The organism is Streptomyces sp. NPDC031379 (assembly GCF_055569615.1).
Genome location: NZ_JBVIIT010000027.1, coordinates 40,572 through 63,963, shown reverse-complemented (window position 1 = coordinate 63,963; position 23,392 = coordinate 40,572). Strand labels below are relative to the sequence as shown.

General features: G+C 72.1%; 22 protein-coding genes. 11 read left to right on the top strand and 11 right to left on the bottom strand.

The annotated features are described in order from the left end of the window. Positions 1-78: 78 nt before the first annotated feature. The 5 genes from ACZ5CW_RS33105 to folE all read left to right on the top strand — a co-directional run bounded on the left by ACZ5CW_RS33105 (position 79) and on the right by folE (position 6,094). Positions 79-1,212, top strand: coding sequence for a zinc-dependent metalloprotease (locus tag ACZ5CW_RS33105; protein ID WP_468607955.1), 1,134 nt, complete (start codon positions 79-81; stop codon positions 1,210-1,212). A gap of 192 nt (positions 1,213-1,404) precedes the next feature. Beyond that, positions 1,405-2,463, top strand: coding sequence for a tRNA lysidine(34) synthetase TilS (gene tilS, locus ACZ5CW_RS33100; RefSeq protein WP_468607953.1), 1,059 nt, complete (start codon positions 1,405-1,407; stop codon positions 2,461-2,463). A 78-nt stretch (positions 2,464-2,541) separates the two neighbouring features. After that, positions 2,542-3,102, top strand: coding sequence for a hypoxanthine phosphoribosyltransferase (gene hpt / locus ACZ5CW_RS33095; RefSeq protein ID WP_030342680.1), 561 nt, complete (start codon positions 2,542-2,544; stop codon positions 3,100-3,102). 217 nt (positions 3,103-3,319) lie between these two features. Then, positions 3,320-5,359 (top strand): ATP-dependent zinc metalloprotease FtsH, encoded by a 2,040-nt coding sequence (gene ftsH / locus ACZ5CW_RS33090; RefSeq protein WP_468607950.1) that lies wholly within the window; start codon positions 3,320-3,322, stop codon positions 5,357-5,359. 129 nt (positions 5,360-5,488) lie between these two features. Further along, positions 5,489-6,094, top strand: a complete 606-nt coding sequence (gene folE / locus ACZ5CW_RS33085; RefSeq protein WP_468607948.1) for a GTP cyclohydrolase I FolE — start codon at positions 5,489-5,491, stop codon at positions 6,092-6,094. A gap of 73 nt (positions 6,095-6,167) precedes the next feature. Here folE and ACZ5CW_RS33080 read toward each other — a convergent pair whose 3' ends face one another. The 6 genes from ACZ5CW_RS33080 to ACZ5CW_RS33055 form a co-directional block, all read right to left on the bottom strand. Further along, complete coding sequence (locus ACZ5CW_RS33080; protein ID WP_468607946.1) at positions 6,168-6,656, bottom strand: DUF3180 domain-containing protein; 489 nt, start codon at positions 6,654-6,656, stop codon at positions 6,168-6,170. 58 nt (positions 6,657-6,714) lie between these two features. Then, positions 6,715-7,326: a 2-amino-4-hydroxy-6-hydroxymethyldihydropteridine diphosphokinase gene (folK, locus tag ACZ5CW_RS33075; RefSeq protein ID WP_468607944.1), complete on the bottom strand. Its 612-nt coding sequence runs from the start codon at positions 7,324-7,326 to the stop codon at positions 6,715-6,717. After that, complete coding sequence (folB, locus tag ACZ5CW_RS33070) at positions 7,323-7,682, bottom strand: dihydroneopterin aldolase (protein WP_356942354.1); 360 nt, start codon at positions 7,680-7,682, stop codon at positions 7,323-7,325. Before folB ends, folK begins: the two co-directional genes overlap by 4 nt. Before the next feature lie 272 nt (positions 7,683-7,954). Beyond that, on the bottom strand, positions 7,955-8,491 hold the full coding sequence (locus ACZ5CW_RS33065) for a nuclear transport factor 2 family protein (RefSeq protein ID WP_468607942.1): 537 nt from the start codon (positions 8,489-8,491) through the stop codon (positions 7,955-7,957). Continuing rightward, complete coding sequence (folP, locus tag ACZ5CW_RS33060) at positions 8,488-9,492, bottom strand: dihydropteroate synthase (protein ID WP_468607939.1); 1,005 nt, start codon at positions 9,490-9,492, stop codon at positions 8,488-8,490. The genes ACZ5CW_RS33065 and folP overlap by 4 nt, the downstream gene beginning before the upstream one ends. 127 nt (positions 9,493-9,619) lie before the next feature. After that, a complete protein-coding gene (locus tag ACZ5CW_RS33055) occupies positions 9,620-11,434 on the bottom strand; it encodes a phosphatidylglycerol lysyltransferase domain-containing protein (RefSeq protein ID WP_468607937.1) in 1,815 nt (604 codons plus the stop codon). 227 nt (positions 11,435-11,661) lie between these two features. Here ACZ5CW_RS33055 and ACZ5CW_RS33050 point away from each other — a divergent pair, with 227 nt between their 5' ends. Both ACZ5CW_RS33050 and ACZ5CW_RS33045 read left to right on the top strand, forming a co-directional pair. Then, on the top strand, positions 11,662-12,789 hold the full coding sequence (locus ACZ5CW_RS33050; RefSeq protein ID WP_468607935.1) for an alpha/beta hydrolase: 1,128 nt from the start codon (positions 11,662-11,664) through the stop codon (positions 12,787-12,789). A gap of 98 nt (positions 12,790-12,887) precedes the next feature. Then, complete coding sequence (locus tag ACZ5CW_RS33045; RefSeq protein ID WP_468607933.1) at positions 12,888-14,267, top strand: hypothetical protein; 1,380 nt, start codon at positions 12,888-12,890, stop codon at positions 14,265-14,267. Between the two features lie 69 nt (positions 14,268-14,336). Here ACZ5CW_RS33045 and ACZ5CW_RS33040 read toward each other — a convergent pair whose 3' ends face one another. Then, positions 14,337-15,677, bottom strand: a complete 1,341-nt coding sequence (locus tag ACZ5CW_RS33040; RefSeq protein ID WP_468608103.1) for a PH domain-containing protein — start codon at positions 15,675-15,677, stop codon at positions 14,337-14,339. Then, the gene (locus ACZ5CW_RS33035) at positions 15,662-16,165 is read right to left on the bottom strand and encodes a PH domain-containing protein (RefSeq protein ID WP_468607931.1); all 504 of its coding nucleotides are present in this window, start codon (positions 16,163-16,165) and stop codon (positions 15,662-15,664) included. The genes ACZ5CW_RS33040 and ACZ5CW_RS33035 overlap by 16 nt, the downstream gene beginning before the upstream one ends. Before the next feature lie 31 nt (positions 16,166-16,196). Between ACZ5CW_RS33035 and ACZ5CW_RS33030 the strand changes: the two genes are divergently transcribed. Beyond that, on the top strand, positions 16,197-17,348 hold the full coding sequence (locus tag ACZ5CW_RS33030) for an NADH-quinone oxidoreductase subunit D (RefSeq protein ID WP_468607929.1): 1,152 nt from the start codon (positions 16,197-16,199) through the stop codon (positions 17,346-17,348). 50 nt (positions 17,349-17,398) lie between these two features. Here ACZ5CW_RS33030 and ACZ5CW_RS33025 read toward each other — a convergent pair whose 3' ends face one another. Further along, the gene (locus ACZ5CW_RS33025) at positions 17,399-18,463 is read right to left on the bottom strand and encodes an SAM-dependent methyltransferase (protein ID WP_468607926.1); all 1,065 of its coding nucleotides are present in this window, start codon (positions 18,461-18,463) and stop codon (positions 17,399-17,401) included. A gap of 118 nt (positions 18,464-18,581) precedes the next feature. Between ACZ5CW_RS33025 and ACZ5CW_RS33020 the strand changes: the two genes are divergently transcribed. Then, positions 18,582-19,787, top strand: a complete 1,206-nt coding sequence (locus ACZ5CW_RS33020; protein WP_468607924.1) for a sensor histidine kinase — start codon at positions 18,582-18,584, stop codon at positions 19,785-19,787. 63 nt (positions 19,788-19,850) lie between these two features. After that, positions 19,851-20,522 carry a response regulator transcription factor gene (locus ACZ5CW_RS33015; RefSeq protein ID WP_468607922.1) on the top strand — a complete coding sequence of 224 codons (672 nt, stop codon included), beginning with the start codon at positions 19,851-19,853 and terminating at the stop codon, positions 20,520-20,522. Between the two features lie 25 nt (positions 20,523-20,547). Here the strand turns inward: ACZ5CW_RS33015 and ACZ5CW_RS33010 are convergent, their stop codons facing one another. Next, positions 20,548-21,651, bottom strand: a complete 1,104-nt coding sequence (locus ACZ5CW_RS33010) for a DUF5937 family protein (protein WP_468607920.1) — start codon at positions 21,649-21,651, stop codon at positions 20,548-20,550. A gap of 185 nt (positions 21,652-21,836) precedes the next feature. Here ACZ5CW_RS33010 and ACZ5CW_RS33005 point away from each other — a divergent pair, with 185 nt between their 5' ends. Further along, complete coding sequence (locus ACZ5CW_RS33005) at positions 21,837-22,046, top strand: hypothetical protein (protein ID WP_468607918.1); 210 nt, start codon at positions 21,837-21,839, stop codon at positions 22,044-22,046. Here the strand turns inward: ACZ5CW_RS33005 and ACZ5CW_RS33000 are convergent. Beyond that, on the bottom strand, positions 22,043-23,227 hold the full coding sequence (locus tag ACZ5CW_RS33000; RefSeq protein ID WP_468607916.1) for a threonine aldolase family protein: 1,185 nt from the start codon (positions 23,225-23,227) through the stop codon (positions 22,043-22,045). The genes ACZ5CW_RS33005 and ACZ5CW_RS33000 overlap by 4 nt on opposite strands. Positions 23,228-23,392 lie beyond the last annotated feature (165 nt).

The following is a 23,392-nucleotide window of genomic DNA, read 5'->3' as shown; positions in this document are numbered from 1 at the left end:
GGCCACCGGCAACACCCCGGCACCTGCCGGCCTCACATGCCCTGCCCCAACCCGCACCGCTCACGTACGGTTGACAACATGACTGGCTTCGGTGGCACCACATCTCCCGGGATGGTCGACTGGAACCTCGCGGTGGCGACCGCGACACGGCTCGTACGACCGGGCCCCGACGTCAGCCGCGACGAGGCCAGGGCCGTCGTCGCGGAGCTGCGCCGACATGCGAAGGCCTCGGAGGAACACGTCCGGGGCTTCACCCGTATGGGCACCGAGGAGACCCACGACACCCCGGTCCTCGTCGTCGACCGCCCCGGCTGGGTCCGCGCCAACGTCGCCGGTTTCCGCGAGATCCTCAAACCGCTCCTGGAGAAGATGCAGGAACGGCGCGCCAACAACCCCGGCAGCGCCGTCCTCGGCGCCGTCGGCGGCAAGGTCACCGGCGTCGAACTCGGCATGCTGCTGTCGTTCCTGTCCTCCCGCGTCCTCGGCCAGTACGAGACCTTCGCCCCGGCCGCCCGCGATCTGCCCGCCGGCGAGAACGGCGGCGGGCGCCTCCTCCTCGTCGCCCCCAACATCGTCCACGTCGAGCGCGAACTCGACGTCGAACCCCACGACTTCCGGCTGTGGGTGTGTCTGCACGAGGAGACCCACCGCACCCAGTTCACCGCCGTCCCCTGGCTGCGCGACCACCTCGAGGGCGAAATCCAGTCGTTCTTGGCGGAGACCGACGTCGACCCGATGACCTTCCTGGAACGCATCCGGGAAGCCGCCCAGTCACTCGCCGGCGGCCGCCCCGAGGGCGAGGAGGAGGACGGTGGCCGCTCCTTCGTGGAACTGGTGCAGACCCCCGCCCAGCGCGAGATCCTCGGCCGCCTCACCGCCGTGATGTCCCTGCTGGAGGGCCACGCCGACTTCGTCATGGACGGCGTCGGCCCCAGCGTCGTACCGACCGTCTCCGAGATCCGCGAGAAGTTCCAGCAGCGTCGCGCCAAGGGCGCCTCCCGCCTCGACCAGGCCCTGCGCAAGCTGCTCGGTCTGGACGCCAAACTCAAGCAGTACCGGGACGGCGAGCGCTTCGTGCGAGCGGTCGTCGGCGAGGTCGGCGTCGACGGCTTCAACCGCGTGTGGACCTCACCGAACACCCTGCCCACCAAGGCGGAGATCGCCAAACCGGCGGACTGGGTCGCGCGGGTGCACCGCAAGGCCGAGTCGTGAACGACACGAAGAGGTCGTGAGACGAATCCAGCCGACGGCAGGCGAACGCCCCTCCAATCACCCGTCCGAGGGACCGTGAGCCATGCGTAGGCGTGCAATGCTCGGGGAACGCCCCGGTTCTGTCACCATCTACACACTCTGAGTGACCGACCTCGGGCTCACCCCCCGAAAACTTCATGAAGGGAACCGGACATGGGTCCCCATCCTGCGGTCGCGGCGATACGCCTGGCGGTCCGCCGCGTACTCCACGACCTCCTCGACGACCACCGCACCTTCGACGCACACCCGACGGGGCAGCCCCCCGGCGCCCACCCGGACCGGACGGCCGAGCGACCCCCCTCCCCGCTCGTGCTCGTCGCGTGCTCCGGCGGCGCCGACTCCATGGCGCTCGCCTCCGCCCTCGCCTTCGAGGCCCCCAGACTGGGCATCCGCGCCGGAGGCGTCACCGTCGACCACGGCCTCCAGCCCGGCTCCGACCTCCGCGCCGACGAGGTCGCCCTGCGCCTGCGCGGCCTCGGCCTCGACCCCGTCGAGTCCGTCGCCGTGACCGTGGGCCGCGACGGAGGGCCCGAGGCCGCCGCCCGCGACGCCCGCTACGCCGCCCTCGACGCGGCGGCCGAACGCCACGGCGCCGCCGCGATCCTGCTCGGCCACACCCGCGACGACCAGGCCGAAACCGTCCTGCTCGGCCTCGCCCGCGGCTCCGGCATCCGCTCCCTGTCCGGAATGGCCGCGGTCTCGGGGGCCGGCGGCCGTTACCGGCGCCCCTTCCTGCACCTCGACCGGCAGACCGCCCGCAAGGCCTGCATGGTCCAGTCCCTGCCCGTCTGGGACGACCCGCACAACGCCGACCCCGCCTACACCCGCTCCCGGCTCCGGCACGAAGGCCTGCCCGCCCTGGAGAAGGCACTCGGCAAGGGCGTCGTCGAAGCGCTCGCCCGCACCGCCCAGCTCTCCCGCGACGACGCCGACGCCCTCGACGCCTGGGCCGGCCAGGCCGAGGCCTCCGTACGGGACGCCGCGGGCCTGCTGGAGTGCGCCAAGCTCTACGCGCTGCCCCCCGCCGTGCGCCGCCGGATCCTGCGCCGGGCCGCCATCGAGGCCGGAGCCCCGGCCGGTTCCCTCTTCGCCCGGCACATCGAGGAAGTCGACCGCCTCATCACCGGCTGGCGCGGACAGAAAGCCATCAACCTGCCGGGCAGAGTCGTCGCCCAGCGGCAGGGTGGCAGACTGGTGATTCGGCAAGGCTGAATCCCGACCTCCCGGAGCGACCCTCCGGCGGTCGGTCCGGGCAGCCCGGAGGCCGTAAGTGCGGGACGACCGAAAGTGATGCGGGTGGACGCGAAAGACATGGGTGCCGACCTCCAGCAGGTACTCATCACCAAGGAAGAGATCGACGCGAAGCTGGCCGAGCTGGCCGCGAAGATCGACGCGGAGTACGCGGGCAAAGACCTGCTCATCGTCGGCGTCCTCAAGGGCGCCGTGATGGTCATGGCGGACCTCGCCCGGGCGCTGTCCACCCCCGTCACCATGGACTGGATGGCCGTGTCCTCCTACGGCGCGGGCACCCAGTCCTCCGGTGTCGTCCGCATCCTCAAGGACCTCGACACCGACATCAAGGGCCGGCACGTCCTGATCGTCGAGGACATCATCGACTCGGGCCTGACCCTGTCCTGGCTGATCAACAACCTCGGCTCCCGCGAGCCCGCCTCCCTGAAGGTGTGCACGCTGCTGCGCAAGCCGGACGCCGCCAAGGTCGCCATCGACGTGGAGTGGGTCGGCTTCGACATCCCGAACGAGTTCGTCGTCGGCTACGGGCTCGACTACGCCGAGAAGTACCGCAACCTGCCGTTCGTCGGTACGCTCGCCCCCCACGTCTACGGCGGCTGAGCCGGACCGGGCGGGAGACTGAGCCAGTCGGCCCAAGCCCGGTAGGACGATCGGGAACCCCGGCGGGTTCCGTGCCGTTGAAGCATGCAGAGACGGGTTTCCCAGCCGTCGAAACAGCTTCGTGCGGCTTCGGGCAACAATGCTGGGGTACCGTCAGAAGAACTGTCTTATCAAACTCACTATGGCAGGAGGGACGGGGCGACACCGCTCCGTATGGATGGACGTGAAGCGATACTTCCGTGGGCCGGTCATGTGGATCGTGCTGGCCGTCCTTGCCGTGGTCGTGTTGATGCAGGTCGTCGGCTCGTCCGGCGGCTACAAGACGGTGGACACCGGCCAGGTCGTGGCGGCGATCAACGACAACAGGGTCGAGTCGGCCAAGCTGACCACTGGTGACGAGCAGACCATCAAGGTCACCCTCAAGGACGGCCAGAAGGTCGAGGGCAGCTCGAAGATCCAGGCGAGCTACATCGGCGACCAGGGCGTGACCATCGCCGGCCAGCTGCAGACCAAGTACCAGGACAAGCAGATCCCCGACGGCTACACCGTCTCGCCGTCCAAGCAGAACCCGTTCGTCGGCGTCCTGCTCTCCCTGCTGCCCTTCGTCCTGATCGTGGTCGTCTTCCTGTTTCTGATGAACCAGATGCAGGGTGGCGGCTCCAGGGTCATGAACTTCGGCAAGTCCAAGGCCAAGCTCATCACCAAGGACACCCCGAAGACGACCTTCTCCGACGTCGCCGGCTGCGACGAGGCCGTCGAGGAACTCCACGAGATCAAGGAGTTCCTGCAGGAGCCGGCCAAGTTCCAGGCCGTCGGAGCCAAGATCCCCAAGGGCGTGCTCCTCTACGGCCGCCCGGGTACGGGCAAGACGCTCCTCGCGCGCGCCGTCGCCGGCGAGGCGGGCGTCCCCTTCTACTCGATCTCCGGTTCCGACTTCGTCGAGATGTTCGTCGGTGTCGGTGCCTCCCGAGTCCGTGACCTGTTCGAGCAGGCCAAGGCGAACGCCCCGGCGATCGTCTTCGTCGACGAGATCGACGCGGTCGGCCGCCACCGCGGCGCCGGCCTCGGCGGCGGTCACGACGAGCGCGAGCAGACCCTGAACCAGCTGCTCGTCGAGATGGACGGATTCGACGTCAAGGGCGGCGTGATCCTCATCGCCGCCACCAACCGCCCGGACATCCTCGACCCGGCCCTCCTGCGCCCCGGCCGCTTCGACCGCCAGATCGCGGTCGACCCGCCGGACCTGCAGGGCCGCCTGGAGATCCTCAAGGTCCACCAGAAGGGCAAGCCGGTCGCCCCCGACGTCGACCTGGCCGCCGTCGCCCGCCGCACCCCCGGCATGACCGGTGCCGACCTCGCCAACGTGCTCAACGAGGCCGCACTGCTCACCGCCCGCGGCGACCAGAAGCTGATCGACAACAAGGCTCTGGACGAGGCGATCGACCGCGTGGTCGCGGGCCCGCAGAAGCGGACCCGGATCATGTCGGACAAGGAGAAGAAGATCACCGCGTACCACGAGGGCGGACACGCCCTGGTCGCGGCGGCCTCGCCGAACTCCGACCCGGTCCACAAGATCACGATCCTGTCCCGCGGCCGTGCCCTCGGTTACACGATGGTCCTGCCCGACGAGGACAAGTACTCGACCACGCGCAACGAGATGCTCGACCAGCTCGCCTACATGCTGGGCGGCCGAGCGGCGGAGGAACTGGTCTTCCACGACCCGACCACCGGCGCCGCCAACGACATCGAGAAGGCCACGGGCCTGGCCCGCGCGATGGTCACGCAGTACGGCATGACCGAGCGGCTCGGCGCGATCAAGTTCGGCGGCGACAACAGCGAGCCCTTCCTCGGCCGTGAGATGGCTCACCAGCGCGACTACTCGGAAGAGGTCGCCGCGCTGGTCGACGAAGAGGTCAAGAAGCTCATCGAGACCGCGCACAACGAGGCCTGGGAGATCCTGGTCGAGAACCGCGACGTGCTCGACCAGCTCGTCCTTCACCTGCTGGAGAAGGAGACCCTGGGCAAGGAGGAGATCGCCGAGGTCTTCGCCCCGATCGTCAAGCGCCCGCCGCGGCCCGCCTGGACCGGCTCCTCCCGCCGCACCCCGTCCACCCGCCCGCCGGTGCTCTCCCCCAAGGAGCTGGCACTGACCAACGGTGCGAACGGCGCGACGGCGGCGATCAGCACGGCCAAGTCCACCGCCACGGAGTCCGCCCCGATCACGGAGCAGACCCCGGAGGACCGCCCCGAGAGCTGACCGTTCCGGCCAAAGGGCCGGAATGGATGCCGCGCCCCCCAGGTTTTAGCCTGGGGGGCGCGGCATTTCGCATGTCCGCAGACAGAACGCGTGCCTGGCACGCATGACAGGCACAGGAACGAGGACCAGATGACCGACCCCGTGACGCTGGACGGCGAGGGCACCATCGGCGAGTTCGACGAGAAGCGCGCCGAGAACGCCGTTCGCGAACTCCTGATCGCGGTCGGCGAAGACCCGGACCGGGAAGGCCTGAGGGAGACGCCGGCACGGGTGGCGCGGGCCTACAAGGAGATCTTCGCGGGACTGTGGCAGAAGCCCGAGGACGTGCTCACGACCACGTTCGACCTGGGGCACGACGAGATGGTCCTCGTGAAGGACATCGAGGTGTATTCGACCTGTGAGCACCATCTGGTGCCGTTCAGGGGTGTCGCGCACGTGGGGTACATCCCGTCGGAGTCCGGGAAGATCACCGGCCTGTCCAAGCTCGCCCGTCTGGTGGACGTCTACGCCCGGCGCCCGCAGGTGCAGGAGCGTCTCACCACTCAGATCGCGGACTCCCTGATGGAGATCCTGGAGCCGCGGGGCGTCATCGTGGTCGTCGAGTGCGAACACATGTGCATGTCGATGCGCGGCATCCGTAAGCCGGGCGCGAAGACCATAACGTCCGCCGTGCGAGGTCAGCTGCGGGATGCGGCGACGCGGAACGAGGCCATGAGCCTGATCATGGCGCGCTGAACTCGCCGGGCTCTTCGGCGGCGGACGCTTTGACGGGGTCCGACGCTTTGGGTCCGACGCTTTGAGGCGGCCGTCACGCCACCGGCTCTGCGCCCGGGTGGTTCTGGTCGTCGTCCTCCGGGAGTTTGCAGACCCGCTCCAGGAACATGGCCGCCGCTATCACGCCGAGCCCCGCCAGGACCGAGAAGGCGGCGTAGAGGGCCTGGTCGCGGCGGGCGGGGATGTCGAGGAGTTCCAGGAGGAAGACGCCCGTGCCGCCGTACATGCCGGCGACGAGGGCGGCGACCAGGGCGCTCGCCTGGCCGAAGACGACCGCTCGGGCGGCCATCAGCGGGTCGACGCCCTTCGCCCCGGGGCGGCGCTCGCGCTGGGCCTTGAGCCGGGCGCGCAGCGAGAGCGCCGTGGCGAGCAGCACCACCGCGATCAGGGCGAGGACGATGGGGGCGGCCACGGGGACGCTGGGGAGTGTCCCGATCGAGTTCCAGAGGCGGGCGCCCGCCCAGGACAGGACGCCGGACACGACGAACACGCCGGCCAGCACCCTGATGCGCAGCTCTCTCACGGTGTCCCTTCAGTTCCCCCGGACCGAACCCGGATCGTGGTCGTCTTGACCTTAACGACTACTCGGGCAGTTGGAGTTCCAGGTCCCCGCGCGCCTCGACGCCCTCGCGGGTGAGAGCCGCGAGGAGATCCGCCACGGTGCCGCGACCGGGCAGCTGGGCCTGCGGGTCGACGTCGTGCCAGGGTGCGAGCACGAAGGCGCGCTCGTGGGCGCGCGGGTGGGGCAGGGTGAGACGGGGGTCGTCGGAGGTGACGTCGGCGTAGGAGACGATGTCGACGTCCAGGGTGCGCGGGCCCCAGCGCTCGTCGCGGACGCGGTGGAAGGCCTCCTCGACGGCGTGCGCCCGCTCCAGCAGGGAGCTGGGGGGCAGCGTGGTCTTGAGGACCACGACCGCGTTGAAGTACGACGGCTGGCTGCCCGGCTCGACGCCCCACGGCTCGGTCTCGTAGACCGGGGAGACGGCCTTCACGCGGACGCCGGGGGTGTCCTCCAGCGCGTCGACGGCGCCCTGGAGGGTCTCCAGACGGTTGCCGAGGTTGGAGCCGATGGAGATCACGGCCCATTTCGGGTTGCTCAGCGTCGTGTCGGCGGCGTCGACCTTCTCGACGACCGAGGCGGGCACCGGCTGGACGGTCGGGTCGCTGTGACCCTGGATGAAAGGTCGGGTCATACTCGGCTCCGGGTGATGGTGACGGTCACGTCGTCGAAGGGCACGGTGATCGGCGCGTCCGGCTTGTGGACGCAGACCTCGACCTCGTGGACCCCTTCGTGCTTCAGGCAGGTCTGGGCGATCCGCTCGGCGAGCGTCTCGATGAGGTTCACCGGCTCGCCCTCGACCACGGCCACGACCTCCTCGGCCACGATGCCGTAGTGCACGGTCTTCGCCAGGTCGTCGTCGGCCGCGGCCGGCCGGGTGTCCAGGCCGAGGACGAGGTCGACGATGAAGGTCTGCCCCTCCTCGCGTTCCTTGGGGAAGACACCGTGGTGCCCGCGGGCCTTGAGGCCGCGCAGCGCGACACGATCCACGCGAATCACTCCTGCAATCGTCGGGAACGGCCGGTCCGTACCGCGTGCGGGCGGCACGCCGGCCTCAGACGAATCTACCTGCGGGCACCGGCGAAGCCGGGCCGCGGGGGCGTGGGCCCGGCCCGGGACTTCGAGGGTTCACCCCGTGTTTCCCCCGGGGAACCCGGCGGCGTCATGGGGTGATAGCCGCTCATACCCGGGGGTAGGTGATTCCAACCACTTCTCGGTCCCCCGAGGGTTTTCCGCCGGGGGCCCACCGGGCGTCTACCCACTCAGGCTAGAGGGCCCTCGTCCGGATTCACGCCATTCACGCGGCCGTCGTCGTCGTCGTTGTCGTCGCTCTCGGCGAGGACGGGGGAGGCGTGGTGCGACCAGAGCTTCCAGCCGGAGGGGGAGCGCCGGAACACGTTCGTGGCGACGACGAGCTGGCCGACCAGGGGCCCCAGTTCCGCGCCCTCCTCCGGGGCGGGGCCGCCGCTGAGGATGTTCTCGGTGCAGGTCACGAGTGCGGTGTCACCGGTGACGGAGACGTGCACGTCGGTGAGGAAGAACTGGATGTAGTCGGTGTTGGCCATGATCAGGGCGTACGACCTGAGGACCTCGCCGCGTCCGGTGAGCACCGGCCAGCCGGGGTGCACGCAGGAGATCACGCCGGTGTCGGCGGGGTCGTGGTACTCCTCGTCCACGCCCAGGTCGGAGGGGGCGAGCCAGAGCGAGGAGACCTCGTCGAAGTCGCCGCGTTCGAGCGCCTCGTAGAAGGCGGTGTTGGCGGCCTCCACCTGCTCGACGTCGGTGTGGGGGGCGCTCACCGGTCTCCTTCCGCCCCGCGCTCGCCGGGGGCGCCGGGCGTGTGTTCGGCGTCATGCGTCCCGTGCTCGCCTTCGGTGCCCGGCGTGTTCCCCGTGTCGCGCGTTGCGCGCTCGCTTCCCGCGCTGGGCGCCGGACCCGCCGTGCGCGCCCCTTCCACGGCTCGGGCGACTCGCACCGCGTCCGCGGTGGCGCGTACCTCGTGGACGCGCACCGCCCAGGCGCCGGCGTGCGCCGCGAGTGCGGAGACGGCGGCCGTGGCCGCGTCGCGCTCCCGGGCGGGCGGAGGCGCCCCTTCGGGTCCGGCGAGCACACGGCCGAGGAACCGCTTGCGGGAGGCGGCGACCAGCAGGGGGTGGCCGAGCGTGTGCAGGCGGTTCAGGTGGGCGAGGAGGGTGAGGTCGTGCCCGGCCTCCTTGGAGAAGCCGAGTCCGGGGTCGACGACGACGCGGTCGGGGGTGATGCCGCCCGCGAGGACGGCCTCCACGCGCGCGTGGAGTTCGTCCACGACCTCGGCGACCACGTCCGCGTAGCTGCCCTTGACGTTGCCGCCCTCGAGGAAGCCGCGCCAGTGCATGACGACGAAGGGGGCGCCCGCGTCGGCGACCACCGGGATCATCGCGGGGTCGGCGAGGCCTCCGCTGACGTCGTTGACGAGGGCGGCGCCCGCCGCCAGGGACTGCTGGGCGACGGTGGCGCGCATGGTGTCGACGGAGACGACCACGCCCTCGGAGGCGAGACCGCGCACGACGGGGATGACGCGCCGCAGTTCCTCGTCCTCGTCCACGCGCGAGGCGCCGGGCCGGGTGGACTCGCCGCCGACGTCGACCAGGTCCGCGCCCTCGGCGACCAGGTCGAGGCCGTGCTTGACGGCGGCGGTCGTGTCGAACCAGCGGCCGCCGTCGGAGAAGGAATCGGGGGTCACGTTCACGACTCCCATGACCGCGCACCGGTCCCATGCCGGAAGGCCCGTCACTCGGCCGCGCCCGCTGTGGTTGTTCATACGTTCAGCGTAGGCCCCGGAAGGCGCCGGGAACGCGCGGCGGCCCGGGCGGACGGCCCCGGGCTGGAGGGGTGGGCCTTCCGCCCGGGCCGGTCCCGGGGGCGTGCGGCACATTCCGCGGGTGGGCTCAGGCGGCTCGGACGTCACGCTCGGCCACGGCGTGCGCGCACGGGCGCTCGGTGGCCGTCCGGCGCCGGCGCAGGAAGCGCGGCAGCGGCAGGGCGAGGTTGACGAAGCCTTCGGCCTGCATGGCGGCGAAGCCGATGCGGGGCAGGTCGGCGGAGGCCCGGTAGACCACGAAGCGGGGCTCCCAGCGAGGCTGGAACTTGGCGTTGAACTTGTACAGCGACTCGATCTGGAACCAGCGCGAGAGGAACACCAGCAGCCCGCGCCAGGCGCGCAGGACCGGGCCGGCGCCGATCTTCTCGCCGCGCGCGAGGGCGGAGCGGAACATCGCGAAGTTCAGCGAGACGCGGGTGATGCCGAACTTGGGGGCGGCCTGCAGGGCGGCGACGATCAGCAGTTCGTTCATGCCGGGGTCGGCGCTGCGGTCGCGGCGCATGAGGTCCAGCGAGACGCCGTCCGTGCCCCAGGGCACGAAGTGCAGGATCGCCTTCAGGTCGCCGTACTCGCCGGGCTCGTCGTCGGTCTTGTGGGCGGTGGCGATCAGGCAGTCGGCGTCGGCGGCGTCGCCGATGCGGCCGAGGGCCATGGAGAAGCCGCGTTCGGTGTCGGTGCCGCGCCAGTCCTCCGCCGCCCGGCGGATGCGCTCCAGCTCGGTCTCGCCGAGGTCACGGATACGCCGTACCCGGGTTTCGTAGCCGGCCCGTTCGATGCGCTTGACCATCTGGCGCACATTGCGCATCGCGCGTCCGGCGAGCGAGAAATCCGCGACGTCGACCACCGCCTCGTCGCCCAGTTCCAGCGCGTCGAGCCCGGTCTCGCGGGTCCACACCTCGCCGCCGGTCTCCGAGCAGCCCATGACGGCCGGGGTCCAGGAGTGGGCCTTGGCCTCGTCCATGAAGCGCTCGATGGCGCCGGGCCAGGCCTCGACGTCGCCGATGGGGTCACCGCTGGCGAGCATCACGCCGGAGACGACGCGGTAGGTGACGGCGGCCTTGCCGCTGGGGGAGAAGACGACGGCCTTGTCGCGGCGCAGCGCGAAGTGGCCGAGGGAGTCGCGGCCGCCGTGCCTGGCCAGCAGGGCGCGCAGCTTCTCCTCGTCCTCCGCGGTGAGGCGGGCGGCCGGGTGTTCGGGACGGAAGGCCAGGTAGATGGTGGTGACCGCGGTGATCCAGCCGAGCGCGCCGAGGGAGAAGGCGACGGTCCAGGAGGTGTTGCCCTGGTAGTCGACCGGGCCCTCGAAGCCGAACAGGCCGTAGACGACGTGCGTCAACCGGTCGGCCAGACTCGGGTCACCGATCGTCCGGTTGGGGTGGACGCTGACGATGACGAGGCCGAGCATGAGGGAACCGGCGCTCATGAGGACGAAGTTGGCGAGCGCGCGCCAGCGGCTGCGCGGGTCGGGCAGGGCCGCGAACTCGTTCCGGTGGCGCAGCAGGGGCACGAGCAGCGCGACCGCGATGAGCACGCCGATGAGCGAGTGCCGGTACGCGACCTGTGCCGCGGCGCCCGCCGGGAGAAGCACGACCGCGGCGCGCCACGCCCGGCGCTTGCGCCGTTTGAGCCCGTGGGCCAGCAGCAGCAACAGCACGCCCGCGCTGAGCGAGAGCGCCGCGGCGAACGGCCCGAAGGAGCCCGGCAGCACTTCGGCGATGGCGTGCATACGGCTGTGACGGAAGCGCGGGAACACGCCCGCGGCAATGTTCAGGACGCCCACGATCGCGGCCGCCCTGCCGACCAGCGCGGGGACGGCCTCGGGGCTCGGGCCGCGCAGTATGCGCCGCGCCCGGCTTGATCGGCCCGGAACCTCGCCCGACATTTCCCCATCTATCCTGACAGACATCGCATCCCGTAGTTCTGCGAGAGACCTTGAACCCGGGCCCGATCGGGCATCCGGCGACATTGCGCCCTCTAGGACGGTGTCTCGGGGAGAGAGGTTCACTCCCCACCGGAAAGTCGGGTCAAAGGCCGAGGAAAGCCCCGGGAAAGCCCGCGCGACGAAGCGTGGGCGCGGTACGGGCGGAAAGCGCAGGCAGGTAACAGCCCATGGGTCTCACGAGCAACAAAATGCTGGTGCTGGCGGTAGTGGTCGCCGCCGTGCTGTTCGTCGGCACGGTGTGGCTGTGGCCGCGCCTGGCGAGGCAGAACTGGCGGACCGTCAGCGGACGTGTCGGTCTCATGCTGGCCACTCAGGTGGCGATCTTCGCATCCGTCGGGCTCGCCGCCAACCAGGCCTTCGGTTTCTACGCCAGTTGGGCGGACCTGTTCGGCAAGGAGACCGACCCCGGGATCGTCGTCGACCACTCGGCCCACGGCAGCACGGGCGGCCCGCTCCAGGTGGTCTCCACGTCCGACGTGCCGGGCGTGCGCGCCTCGCGGCCGGAGGCGAGCGGGCAGATCCAGAAGGTCGACATCATCGGCCGTACGAGCCGCATAGCCACTCCGGCGTTCGTGTACCTGCCGCCGGAGTACTTCCAGCCGCAGTACCGCACGCGTACGTTCCCGGCGGCCGTCGTGCTGACCGGCTACCCGGGCACGGCGCAGGCGCTGGTGAGCAAGCTGAACTACCCGCGTACGGCACAGCAGCTGGCCAAGGACGGGCGGATGCAGCCGATGATCCTGGTGATGCTGCGGCCGACCGTGGCGCCGCCACGGGACACCGAGTGCGTGGACGTCCCGGGCGGGCCGCAGGCGGAAACGTTTTTTGCGAAGGACCTCCCGGAGGCCGTGCTCTCGCACTACCGGGTGGGCAAGCGGCCGGGCAGCTGGGGCGTCATCGGCGACTCCACGGGCGGCTACTGCGCGCTCAAGCTCGCCATGCACCACCCCAAGGTGTACGCGGCCGCCGCGGGCCTGTCGCCGTACTACAAGGCGCCGATCGACCCCACGACCGGTGACCTCTTCCACGGTGACAAGAAGCTGCAGAACCGTGCGGACCTGCGGTGGCTGCTCAAGCACGAGCCGGCGCCCGACACCTCGCTGCTCGTCACCAGCAGCAAGGTCGGCGAGCACAACTACGGGTCCACTCTCAAGTTCATAGAGGAGGTGCAGGCCACGAACCTGACCCGGATCTCGTCGATCATCCTCGACAGCGGCGGCCACAACTTCAACACCTGGCGGCGCGAGATCCCGCCGACGCTGCAGTGGATGAGCGGGCGGCTCACCGACCGCTGAGCCGTCGTACCCGCTGACACCTCGTGAAGCGCAGGATGTGGGCGTGTTTTTGCGGGGCGGGGGTCCGCGAATCGCCTACGCGCGGTAAGTTTCTGGCCATGCCACGTGGACGCCACCGCCATTCCCCGCCTCTGCACCGGCTGTTGCCTCCCTCGGCGATCGCCGGTGTCTCCGTCGTCTGCGCGCTGGGTCCCTGGGCGTTCTCCGAGGCCATGGTGCTGCGCGCACTGGCCGCCGCCGCCGCGGCGACGGCGGTCGCCGGCGCGGTCGTGATGCGCCGCTGGGACACCCAGGCGGGCAAGCAGGTCGCCGACCTCACGCGCGCGCGTGCGGGTGACGAGTGGCGGTACGAGGAGCGGGTCGCCGAACTGGAGACCGATCTGGAGGAGTCCCGCGAGCTGCGCACGAAGCTCGAGCAGCGGCTGCGCGCCAAGCGGGCGGAGCTGGCGGGCCTGCGCAACGAGCACGCTGCCCTGCTGCGCCGGTACGCCACGGCGGAGACCGAGCGCGCGAGCGCCCTGGAGGGACGCCGGCTGCTGGAGATCGAGGCGGCGGCGCCCTCGTCCTCGCCCGCGCTGCCGCCCGCGCGGAGCGCCGGGCGGGAGGCGATCGAGGCGGCTCCCGAGAGTGCCGGGAAGCGCGACGGCGACGACGCGGAGGCCTCCGGCGGTGCGGAGAACTCCGACAGCGCGGAGAACTCCGACAGCTCTGAGGTCTCCGCCGGTTCCGAGGCCGCTGAGGGCGGACCGAAGACGCAGGCGGTGTTCTCGCCCGAGGGCTCCTGGATGTACCGGCGGGCCCTGACCGCACTGGCCACCCTCGATCCGGACGCTCCGGTCGGGGCCGATGCCTCCGACGCGGAGGGCCCCGAGCGGGAGGCTCCGGAGAGCGGGGTGGCCAAGGCGGAGCCCGTCGCCAAAGGAGACGGCGCCGCGGACGGCGTGACGGACGGATCCGGTACTTCCCGCGATGATTCCGGCACTTCCCGCGACGTGTCGGGCACTTCCCGCGACGAGTCGGGTGCTTCCCGCGACGCGTCCGGTGCGCCCGCCGACGAGGAGGGCGAGGAGCAGGGGCAGCCCGCGGCGGCCGGCGAGCACGCGCGCGCGGCCGCCGCCACCACCGAGCCGGCCGAACCCGCCAAGCCCGTGGCCCAGCAGCCCGCCGGGCACTTCACCGTGCCGACCGCGGTGGCCGTCGTACCGGCCGCGCCCGTGCGGCGTCCGGCGGTCGAGGGTGGCTTCGACTTCTTCGGCACCCAGAAGGACGCGCCGGAGGCCGCGCTGGACTCCGTGCAGAACGAGGATCTCGCCGATGTCGTCGGCCAGGAGGCCCTCGCCGTGCACAAGGCCGAGTCCGAGGCCGAGTTCAAGTCCCCCGACGCACGGTCGCACGGTGTCGGCCAGGTCATCGACCTGACCGCGCACGACGAGACCGAGCAGATCGACGTCCAGGGGCTGCGCAGCGCTGCCTCCTGAGCGGCCGTCAGGCCGTACGCGCCAGGCATCGGGCCCGGCTTCCCGCGAGGGGGGCCGGGCCTTCGTGTCTCAGCCGGTCATCCAGCGGTCCGGGCGGGCCTCCCGGCGGCCGGTGCGGGACCGCTCCGCCTGCTCGCGCAGCAGCCGTGCGGCCTCCTCCGCGTCCCGCACCCGGGCCGTCACGGTCTTGTCGGCCCCCGTGTCCACGTGGACGTCGGCGAGCCGCCACAGGCGCTCCCAGGGCCCCTGGGTGAGCCGTACGCTCTGCACCTTGGCGTGCGGTACCAGCGAGAGCCTGCGGCGCAGCAGCCCGTCGCGGGTGGCGAACACCGTGCCGGTGACGGCGGTGCGGTGTCCGCGCCACCACACCGGCACGCACCACCGGGCCCGCCGCGGCGACCGCGACAGCTCCTCGGGCACCGTCGCACCGGGCAGCACGCGCGCGATGACCGACTCGGCGAGTGCGCGCGGGGCGACCGGGATCAGCAGCGAGTTCGCGGACCCGGCCACGTCGAGTTCCACCCGGACCCAGTCGAGCCGCCGCCACAGGAACGGTTCCACGATCCGCACGGTCTGCACCCGGCCGGGCGGCACCGTCTCGTGCGTACGGTCGAGCAGCCCGCGGTCGATGCGCAGCCCGTCCGGGGACTCGCTCACCGTCCAGTCGAACTCGTTGACGAACCGCCCCACGCCGCTCGCGCCGGCCGCGCCGAGCAGCGGCAGGGCGCTCACGAGGACCGTCCACAGGTTGTGGGTGGCGAGCCACAGCACGGTCGGCACGACGAGCGCGGCGCACAGCGAGCCCCAGGTGGAGCCCGTCAGCGCCAGGGAGCGCGCCAGCTCGCGCGGGGGCACGCGCAGCAGCCCGTGGGCGGGCGCCTCGCCGACTTCGCGTGCCGTCTCGGGCTCGAAACCCGCCGCGCGCGCGAGCAGCTCCGCGCGCAGGGCCCGTGCCTCCTGCTCGCCCAGGAAGGCCAGTTCGTCCTTGTCGTCGGTTCCGACGACGTCTATCCGCAGCTTCGCGACGCCCGCCACGCGCGCGAGGAGCGGACGGGAGACGTCCACGGCCTGGATGCGCTCCAGCCGGATGTGCGCGGTACGCCGGAACAGCAGCCCCGTACGGATGCGCAGTTCGGTGCCGGTGACCGCGAAGTGCGTGAACCACCAGGACAGGAAGCCGTAGAGGCCGGCCACCGGCACGAGCACCGCGAGGCCCAGCAGGAGCATGGTGCCGGTCAGCCGCGTCAGCTGCTCCTGGGCGCCGTTCGGGTCGTGCACCGCCCAGCCGGCCAGCACCGCCACCGGCGCCCACGCCCGGCGGAACGGCGTGACCGGGTGCAGCCGGCGTTCGGCGACGGGCGGGCGCTCCGGTATGCCGCCGGGGTCCGGGGAGGTCACAGGCCCGCCGATCGGGCCTCGCCCAGCTCGGTGAGCCGGTCGCGCAGCCGTTCCGCCTCGGCCGGGTCCAGGCCGGGGATGGTGGCGTCGGTCGCGGCGGCCGCCGTGTGCAGCTGCACGGTGGCCAGCCCGAAGCGCCGCTCCACCGGCCCGGAGGTCACCTCCACCAGCTGCATCCGCCCGTACGGCACCACCGTCTCCTCGCGCCACAGGACCCCCCGGCTGATCAGCAGGTCGTCGGCGCGCTCGGCATACCGCCAAGAGCGCCAGTTGCGCTCCAGCAGCGCCCGGCACCACACGGCGAAGACCGGCGGCAGCACCGCGAAGGCCGCCCAGGCGGGCCCCGCCAGCAGGCCCAGCAGGAGCCCCAGAGCGGCCGCGAGCACCACCGCCCACACCAGCACCAGCAGCCGTCGTACGCGCAGCAGACCGGGCTCCAGTCCCCGCCACACCGGCTCGTCCCCCGGCCTTTCGGCCCCTTCCCGGCTCCCCGTCTCCATGGGGCCAGCGTACGTAGGGGAGACTGGGGCCATGACTCCTACGACGGAGACCACGGTCGGGATCGGCGGTGCCGCGGAGAGCACCGACATGGTGCTCAACATCGGGCCCCAGCACCCGTCCACGCACGGCGTGCTGCGGCTCAAGCTCGTGCTGGACGGGGAGCGCATCGTGCACGCGGAGCCGGTGATCGGCTATATGCACCGCGGTGCCGAGAAGCTCTTCGAGGCGCGCGACTACCGGCAGATCATCATGCTCGCCAACCGCCACGACTGGCTGTCGGCGTTCTCGAACGAGCTGGGTGTGGTCCTCGCCGTGGAGCGGATGCTCGGCATGGAGGTGCCCGAGCGCGCGGTGTGGACGCGCACGCTGCTCGCCGAGCTGAACCGGGTGCTGAACCACCTGATGTTCCTCGGCTCCTACCCGCTGGAGCTGGGCGGGATCACGCCGGTCTTCTACGCGTTCCGGGAGCGCGAGGTGCTCCAGAACGTCATGGAGGAGGTCTCCGGCGGACGCATGCACTACATGTTCAACCGCGTCGGCGGCCTCAAGGAGGACCTGCCGGACGGGTGGACCGCACGCGCGCGTGCCGCCGTCGCCGCCGTGCGCTCGCGCATGGACGTCTTCGACGACCTGGTGCTCGGCAACGAGATCTTCCGGGGGCGCACGCGCGGGGTGGGGTCGCTCGCGCCCGGGGCCGTGCACGCCTACGGCGTGAGCGGACCCATCGCGCGCGGTTCCGGCGTCGACTTCGACCTGCGCCGCGACGAGCCGTACCTCGCCTACGGCGACCTGCAGGACACCCTGAAGGTCGTCATCCGGAGCGAGGGCGACTGCCTCGCGCGCTTCGAGGTCCTGCTGGACCAGACCCACAACGCGCTGGACCTCGCCGACGCCTGCCTCGACCGGCTCGCGCAGCTGCCGCCGGGGCCGATCAACCAGCGCCTGCCGAAGGTGCTGAAGGCGCCCGAGGGCCACACGTACGCGTGGACCGAGAACCCGCTCGGCATCAATGGCTACTACCTGGTCAGCAAGGGCGAGAAGACCCCGTACCGGCTGAAGCTGCGCTCGGCGTCCTACAACAACATCCAGGCCCTGACCGAGCTGCTGCCGGGGACGCTGGTGGCGGACATGGTGGCGATCCTCGGGTCGATGTTCTTCGTGGTCGGAGACATCGACAAGTAGGGCCGGCCCCAGCGAGCGGACCAGGCCGGCCCCGGGCGAGCGGGCCGGTCTCAGGCGAGCGGGTCGGGGATTCCGACCGGCTGGACCAGCCAGCCGAAGTCGCCGAGGCCGCCCGGAGCGGTGAGTTCGGCCGCCTCGCCGGCGCTCGCGAGGGCGCGCACGTAGGCGGCGGGGTCTGTGGAGGCGAGCGCGAGCGGGGGGCGTGCGCCGGTCACGTCCAGGGCGCGCAGAGCGGCGCGCTGGGTGAACAGGCGCGCGGCGGGCAGCGTACGCGCCGTTTCGGTGGTCCCCAGCGCCGTGCGAGCGGGCGTGCAGGCCGCCGCGCAGGCGTCCAGGGCGACGTGCGCCGTGATGTCGCACGAGCCGTCCGGCACGGGCGCCGTCTCGCGCCCCTCCCGGAAGCCGGTGAGCGTGCCGAACAGGGGGCGCGTGTCCACCGTGTGGGCGTAGTCCACGGCCACCGCGAGCCCGCGCACCACCCGGTCGACGGCAGCCGCCCAGGCCCGGTCCCGGGGCAGCCCGATCTCCGCCCGCAGCCCCTCCTCGGCCGCCAGCGGCCACCAGCGCGCGAGCCACTCGGCCTCCGCGCCGGTCACGGCCTCCCCGAGCCGCTCGGAGCCGTCCCGCGCGACGAGCACCAGCCGGGGCACGCCTGCGGAATCCACCTCGGCGACGTCCACCGGCACGTTGTCCAGCCACTCGTTGGCGAACAGCAGTCCCGTGATCGCGTCCGGGGGTTCGCTCAGCCAGGTGATCCGCGCGTCCAGGCCGGCCGGGCGGTCGGCGAGTTCGACGGCGTACGCCCGCGCGCGGGCGGCCACGTCCGCGGGCAGGGCGGCGAGCACGCCCGTGACCAGCTCACCCCGCCCGGCGCCCATGTCGACGAAGTCCACTGCGGCCGGCCGCCCCAGCGCCTCGTCGACCCGGCACAGCAGCCGGGCCACGGCCCGCGCGAACAGCGTGGACGCGTGCACGGAGGTGCGGAAGTGACCGGCGGGCCCCTCCGGGCGCAGGTAGAAGCCGCCGGGCCCGTACAGCGCCGCAGCGGCAGCCGCGCGCCAGCCGCGCGGCCCGGGCTCCTCGCGGGGACTCTCCTCCGCCGTCTCATCCGTCACCGGGCCAGACTAGGCGCACAGATGATCACGGCCTCCACCTTGCGGAGTACGTGCGCCGGGCACGGATCGGCCCTCCGGTTGACCCCCGCACACATCTGCTTTCCCTACTCTGGGTTACGTGCAGCGCCTCTATGACTTCCTCCGCCGCCACCCGACCTGGGTCGACACCTTCTGGGCCGTCGTCCTGTTCGGGCTGTCCGGCCTGAGCGTGGTCAATCTCGACGGGGTGCCCGGTCACCACGGGTCGATCGCGGCGGGGATGGCCGTCTCCGCGGTCCTGTGCGTCGTCGTCGCGCTGCGCCGCCGCTTCCCGGAGCCCATGCTGCTGCTCGCCCTCGCGACCGGGCTGGCCCAGCTGGTGCTGGACGTGGAGACGACCGTCGCCGACTTCGCGATGCTGGTGATCACCTTCACGGTCGCGGCGATCGGCGCGCGCTGGGCCTCCCGGCTCGCCCTCGCCGTCAGCCTCAGCGCGGCGGTGCTCGCGCAGATCCGCTGGCCGGCCGAGCACTCCAGCTTCCTCGGGCAGGTCGCGATAGCGGTCTTCCAGACGGTGCCCTTCGCCCTGGCCTGGGTGCTCGGCGACTCCATGCGCACCCGGCGGGCCTACTTCGCCCAGCTGGAGGAGCGCGCGGCCCGTCTGGAGAAGGAGCGCGAGGCGCAGTCGAAGGTCGCGGTCGCCGCCGAGCGCGCCCGCATCGCGCGCGAGCTGCACGACGTCGTCGCGCACAACGTCTCCGTGATGGTCGTACAGGCCGACGGTGCCGCCTACGTCCTGGACGCCGCGCCCGACCAGGCCAAGAAGGCCCTGGAGACGATCTCCTCCACCGGCCGCCAGGCCCTCGCCGAGATGCGCCGCCTGCTGGGCGTGCTGCGCACCGGCGAGCACCAGGAGAGCGGGGAGTACGTCCCGCAGCCCGACGTCGAGCAGATCGACGACCTCATCGAGAAGTGCCGCAGCTCCGGTCTCCCCGTCGACTTCAAGGTCGAGGGCACCCCGCGCCCGCTGCCCAGCGGCGTGGAGCTGACCGCGTACCGGATCGTGCAGGAGGCGCTCACCAACACCCGCAAGCACGGCGGGCCCAACACGGGCGCGAGCGTACGGCTGGTCTACTTCGACGACGGGCTCGGCCTGCTCGTCGAGGACGACGGCAAGGGCGCCCCGCACGAGCTGTACGAGGAGGGCGGCGCCGACGGCCAGGGCCACGGCCTGATCGGCATGCGTGAGCGGGTCGGCATGGTCGGCGGCACCCTGGACGCCGGTCCGCGTCCGGGCGGAGGATTCCGCATCAGCGCCCTGCTCCCGCTCAAACCGGCGCACTGACGTCCTCACGCGCCCCGCCCGCTTGCCGCCCCGGACGACACCGTCCCGAACGAAAGAGACCCGATGACGATCCGCGTGATGCTCGTCGACGACCAGATGCTGCTGCGCACCGGGTTCCGGATGGTGCTCGCCGCCCAGCCGGACATGGAGGTCGTCGCGGAGGCGGGCGACGGCGTCGAGGCCCTCCAGGAGCTGCGGTCCACCGCCGTCGACGTCGTCCTGATGGACGTCCGCATGCCGAAGCTGGACGGTGTGGAGACCACCCGGCGGATCTGCTCCGAGCCCAACCCGCCGAAGGTGCTGATCCTGACCACCTTCGACCTCGACGAGTACGCCTTCTCCGGGCTCAAGGCGGGCGCCTCCGGCTTCATGCTCAAGGACGTGCCGCCCGGTGAGCTGCTGAGCGCCATCCGCGCCGTGCACAGCGGGGACGCGGTGGTGGCGCCGTCCACCACCCGGCGCCTGCTGGACCGCTTCGCGCCGATGCTGCCCTCCACCGGCCAGGAGCCCCGGCACAAGGAGCTGCAGCGGCTCACCGACCGCGAGCGCGAGGTGATGGTGCTCGTCGCACAAGGCCTGTCCAACGGCGAGATCGCGGCCCGGCTGGTGCTGAGCGAGGCGACGGTGAAGACCCACGTGGGCCGCATCCTGACCAAGCTCTCCCTGCGCGACCGGGTGCAGGTGGTGGTGCTGGCCTACGAGACCGGCCTGGTGCGCGCGGGCGGCCACGGCTGACGGCCGCGGCCCCGGGCGCTCCTCCTCAGCGCAGGACGCCCTCGATGAAGTCGCTGCCCAGCCGGGCGACCGCGGACAGGTCCAACTGGTGCTGCACGTACCGGCCGCGGCGGCAGTCGGTGATCAGGCCCGCCTTCTTCAGCACCGCCAGGTGCCGCGATATCTCCGGCGCCGACATGCCGTGCGCGTCGGCCAGCTCGCTGGTGGTGTGCGGTGCTCGCGCGAGGTGCCGGCACAGCCGCATCCGCACCGGGTGGGCCAGGGCCTCCAGGCGGCGCGTGAGCTGTTCGACGGACGGTGCCTGGGGGCGGGAGCCGCTGGCGGGGTAGGTGATCGAGGGCTGCCAGCCGTACCGGTGCAGGACCATCAGGTGCGGCCAGCCGAGGCTGGTCGGCACCAGGACCAGGCCGCCGTCCCCGGTCGCGGTACGGCCCACGAGAAGCTTGTCGACCGTGACGAGCGCGGCCTCCTCGTCCAGCGAGACGGCCCCGGACAGCGACGAGAGGGCCTCGCCGAGCCCCTTGCGGCGCAGGAGTTCGGTCTTGTGCCGGGCGTCCGCGGCGAGCTGCGGCTGGATACGGGCCCAGGTGTCGGCGAAGAAGGCCTCGTCGCAGTCGAGCATCAGCTGCCGGAACCAGGCACGGACGGTCGGCGGGTCGTCCAGCAGGCGGCGGGTGAACCGCTCCTGCACGGCACCGCGCGCGGCGGCCAGCTCCAGGGAGCGCCGGCGCAGCTCCGGGTCGTCCAGCGGGCCGGGCTCCTTGAGGTCGTAGCGCAGCTGGCAGGTGAACTCCAGCGCGGCGTTGACGAACTGTTCGTCGGTCAGCGTGTCCAGCTGGTCCAGTTCCTCGGCGAGGGTGGCGCCGGGAAGCGCGCGGCCGCCGGGGATCCCGGCGAAGGGGGCGAAGACGTCCGAGAACGTCGTGCGCCACAGGAAGTCCGCCTCGCACAGCCGGTCGGCCAGGCCCGGGTCCAGCCGGGTCGAGACGGCGGTCGCCCAGCCCTGAAGGTCGGGGTGGTGGCCGGGCTCGCTGAGCGCGTGCAGCGCCATCCCCAGCTCCGCGAGCGGGGAGGGTACGACGGAGACCCGCTCCAGCGGCAGTCCGGTGATGTCGATGGTCACGCTCATGCCCTCCATCGTGCACGCGGCCACTGACAGCGCCCGCGCCGATTGACGGCAGCCGTCAATCCACGGGACACCGGCCCTGGCCAGGTGCAACCTGGAGGCACCGGGGCAGCCGCGGAGCCCGATCCGTCACCGAGCGGTCGGTGATCAGTCAGTGATCAGTCCACGTCCCGAGAAGGCGATCCGCCATGAGCGTCACCCAGCAGTACCTCCTCGACAGCTACCGCGCCCGCCTGCACGGCGATCCGGAACCGCCCGCGCCCGGCCGGCACGACCTCGACGCGATGCGCGAGCTGGCCGACCACCGGCGCTTCCGCGCGGTCGTCGCCGAGCGCCCGGCGCGCGGGCGGCTACGGCGCGTCCTGGAGCGCCGGCTGCGCTCGCGCGCCCTCGGCTAGACCTTGTCCGGCAGGCGGTCCACGAAGTCGCGTACGGCTGCACGGACGTCGTCGGCCGTCCACTCCAGGCCCGGGGCCCGGACGACGACCTCCGTGCACGCGAGGCCGGGCCCACCGGCGTCCCAGGCGTTCGCGAAGAGCATCACCGAGGTCTCCTCGGCCTGGCGCACGGCCGCCTCGGCCACGACGTCCGGCTCGTACGGCAGCCAGACCTGGAACTCGTGGGTGTGCGGCTGCTCCGGGTGGACGCGGGCCCAGGGCACCCCGGCCGCCGCGAAGCCCTCGCGCAGCGCGGCGGCCACCACGCGCGCGTGACGCACGTACTCGGGGAGCCGGGGCAGCTCACGGTCCAGGCCGACGAGCGCGGACAGGACGGTCGGGAACTGCTGGAAGATCATGCCGCCGTACCGGTGCCGCCACGTCCTCGCCTCCTCGATCAGGGTCGTCGGGCCGGCGAGCGCGGCGCCGCCGAAGCCGTCGAGGGACTTGTAGAACGAGACGTAGACGCTGTCCGCCAGGCCCGCGATCTCCTCCAGGGGGCGGTCGAAGCGGACGGTGGACTCCCACAGGCGCGCGCCGTCGAAGTGCACCACCGCGTCGCGTTCCCGCGCCGCTTCGACGACCTCGGTCAGCTCCTCCCACGTGGGCAGCACGAAACCGGCGTCCCGAAGGGGCAGTTCCAGCATCAGCGCCCCGAAGGGCTCTTCGAAGTCGCGTATCTCGGCGGCCGTGGGCAACCGGGGCTCGCTGGTCACCCTGACCGGGCGCAACCCGCTGACCTGGCTGAACGCATGCCGCTCGTGCACTTCGGGGTGGGCGAGCGCGTGCAGGGCGACCGTGGGGTTCCCGGTGCGGGCCGCCCAGCAGCGCAGGGCCACCTGCTGGGCCATGGTGCCCGTCGGGAAGAACGCGGCGGCCTCCGTGCCGAGCAGCGCGGCGACCCGTTCCTCCAGGGCGGCCACGATCCGGTTGCCGTAGACGTCGGCCGGCTCGTCGAGGTCGTAGACGTCGGCCGCCGCCTCCGTCAGGTACGCGAGACGTTCGCGGATGGAGCCTCCCCAGCCCGCGCGGGACAGCGTGCGGCGCGCCCCCCGCTGGGCGGCCGCGCGCCGGTCCCGCAACCGCTCCCGCGCCGATCGTTCCCCGCCCTGTTCGCTGCCCTGCCCGGCCGTGTCAGTCATGCCGTGGATGATGCCGTGCCGGGACCGGCGGGGGCACCGGGATTTCCGCGCTGCGGCCCGGCCCGACGGCGTGGCGAAACCCACAGCCTGTGGACAACCACCCGGCGGCGGACCAGATAGCGTTAACATGACGAGAAATCGTTCGGTACATCGTCCGGTACCCAG

Coding starts and splice junctions, on each gene's coding strand:
- tilS (WP_468607953.1), top strand. CDS start 1,405: ATGGGTCCCCATCCTGCGGTCGCGGCGATACGCCTGGCGGTCCGCCGC.
- ACZ5CW_RS33005 (WP_468607918.1), top strand. CDS start 21,837: ATGAGCGTCACCCAGCAGTACCTCCTCGACAGCTACCGCGCCCGCCTG.
- hpt (WP_030342680.1), top strand. CDS start 2,542: ATGCGGGTGGACGCGAAAGACATGGGTGCCGACCTCCAGCAGGTACTC.
- ACZ5CW_RS33045 (WP_468607933.1), top strand. CDS start 12,888: ATGCCACGTGGACGCCACCGCCATTCCCCGCCTCTGCACCGGCTGTTG.
- folK (WP_468607944.1), bottom strand. CDS start 7,326: ATGACCCGACCTTTCATCCAGGGTCACAGCGACCCGACCGTCCAGCCG.
- ACZ5CW_RS33030 (WP_468607929.1), top strand. CDS start 16,197: ATGACTCCTACGACGGAGACCACGGTCGGGATCGGCGGTGCCGCGGAG.
- ftsH (WP_468607950.1), top strand. CDS start 3,320: ATGGACGTGAAGCGATACTTCCGTGGGCCGGTCATGTGGATCGTGCTG.
- ACZ5CW_RS33055 (WP_468607937.1), bottom strand. CDS start 11,434: ATGTCGGGCGAGGTTCCGGGCCGATCAAGCCGGGCGCGGCGCATACTG.
- ACZ5CW_RS33105 (WP_468607955.1), top strand. CDS start 79: ATGACTGGCTTCGGTGGCACCACATCTCCCGGGATGGTCGACTGGAAC.
- ACZ5CW_RS33015 (WP_468607922.1), top strand. CDS start 19,851: ATGACGATCCGCGTGATGCTCGTCGACGACCAGATGCTGCTGCGCACC.
- folE (WP_468607948.1), top strand. CDS start 5,489: ATGACCGACCCCGTGACGCTGGACGGCGAGGGCACCATCGGCGAGTTC.
- ACZ5CW_RS33050 (WP_468607935.1), top strand. CDS start 11,662: ATGGGTCTCACGAGCAACAAAATGCTGGTGCTGGCGGTAGTGGTCGCC.
- folP (WP_468607939.1), bottom strand. CDS start 9,492: ATGAACAACCACAGCGGGCGCGGCCGAGTGACGGGCCTTCCGGCATGG.
- ACZ5CW_RS33010 (WP_468607920.1), bottom strand. CDS start 21,651: ATGAGCGTGACCATCGACATCACCGGACTGCCGCTGGAGCGGGTCTCC.
- ACZ5CW_RS33000 (WP_468607916.1), bottom strand. CDS start 23,227: ATGACTGACACGGCCGGGCAGGGCAGCGAACAGGGCGGGGAACGATCG.
- ACZ5CW_RS33035 (WP_468607931.1), bottom strand. CDS start 16,165: ATGGAGACGGGGAGCCGGGAAGGGGCCGAAAGGCCGGGGGACGAGCCG.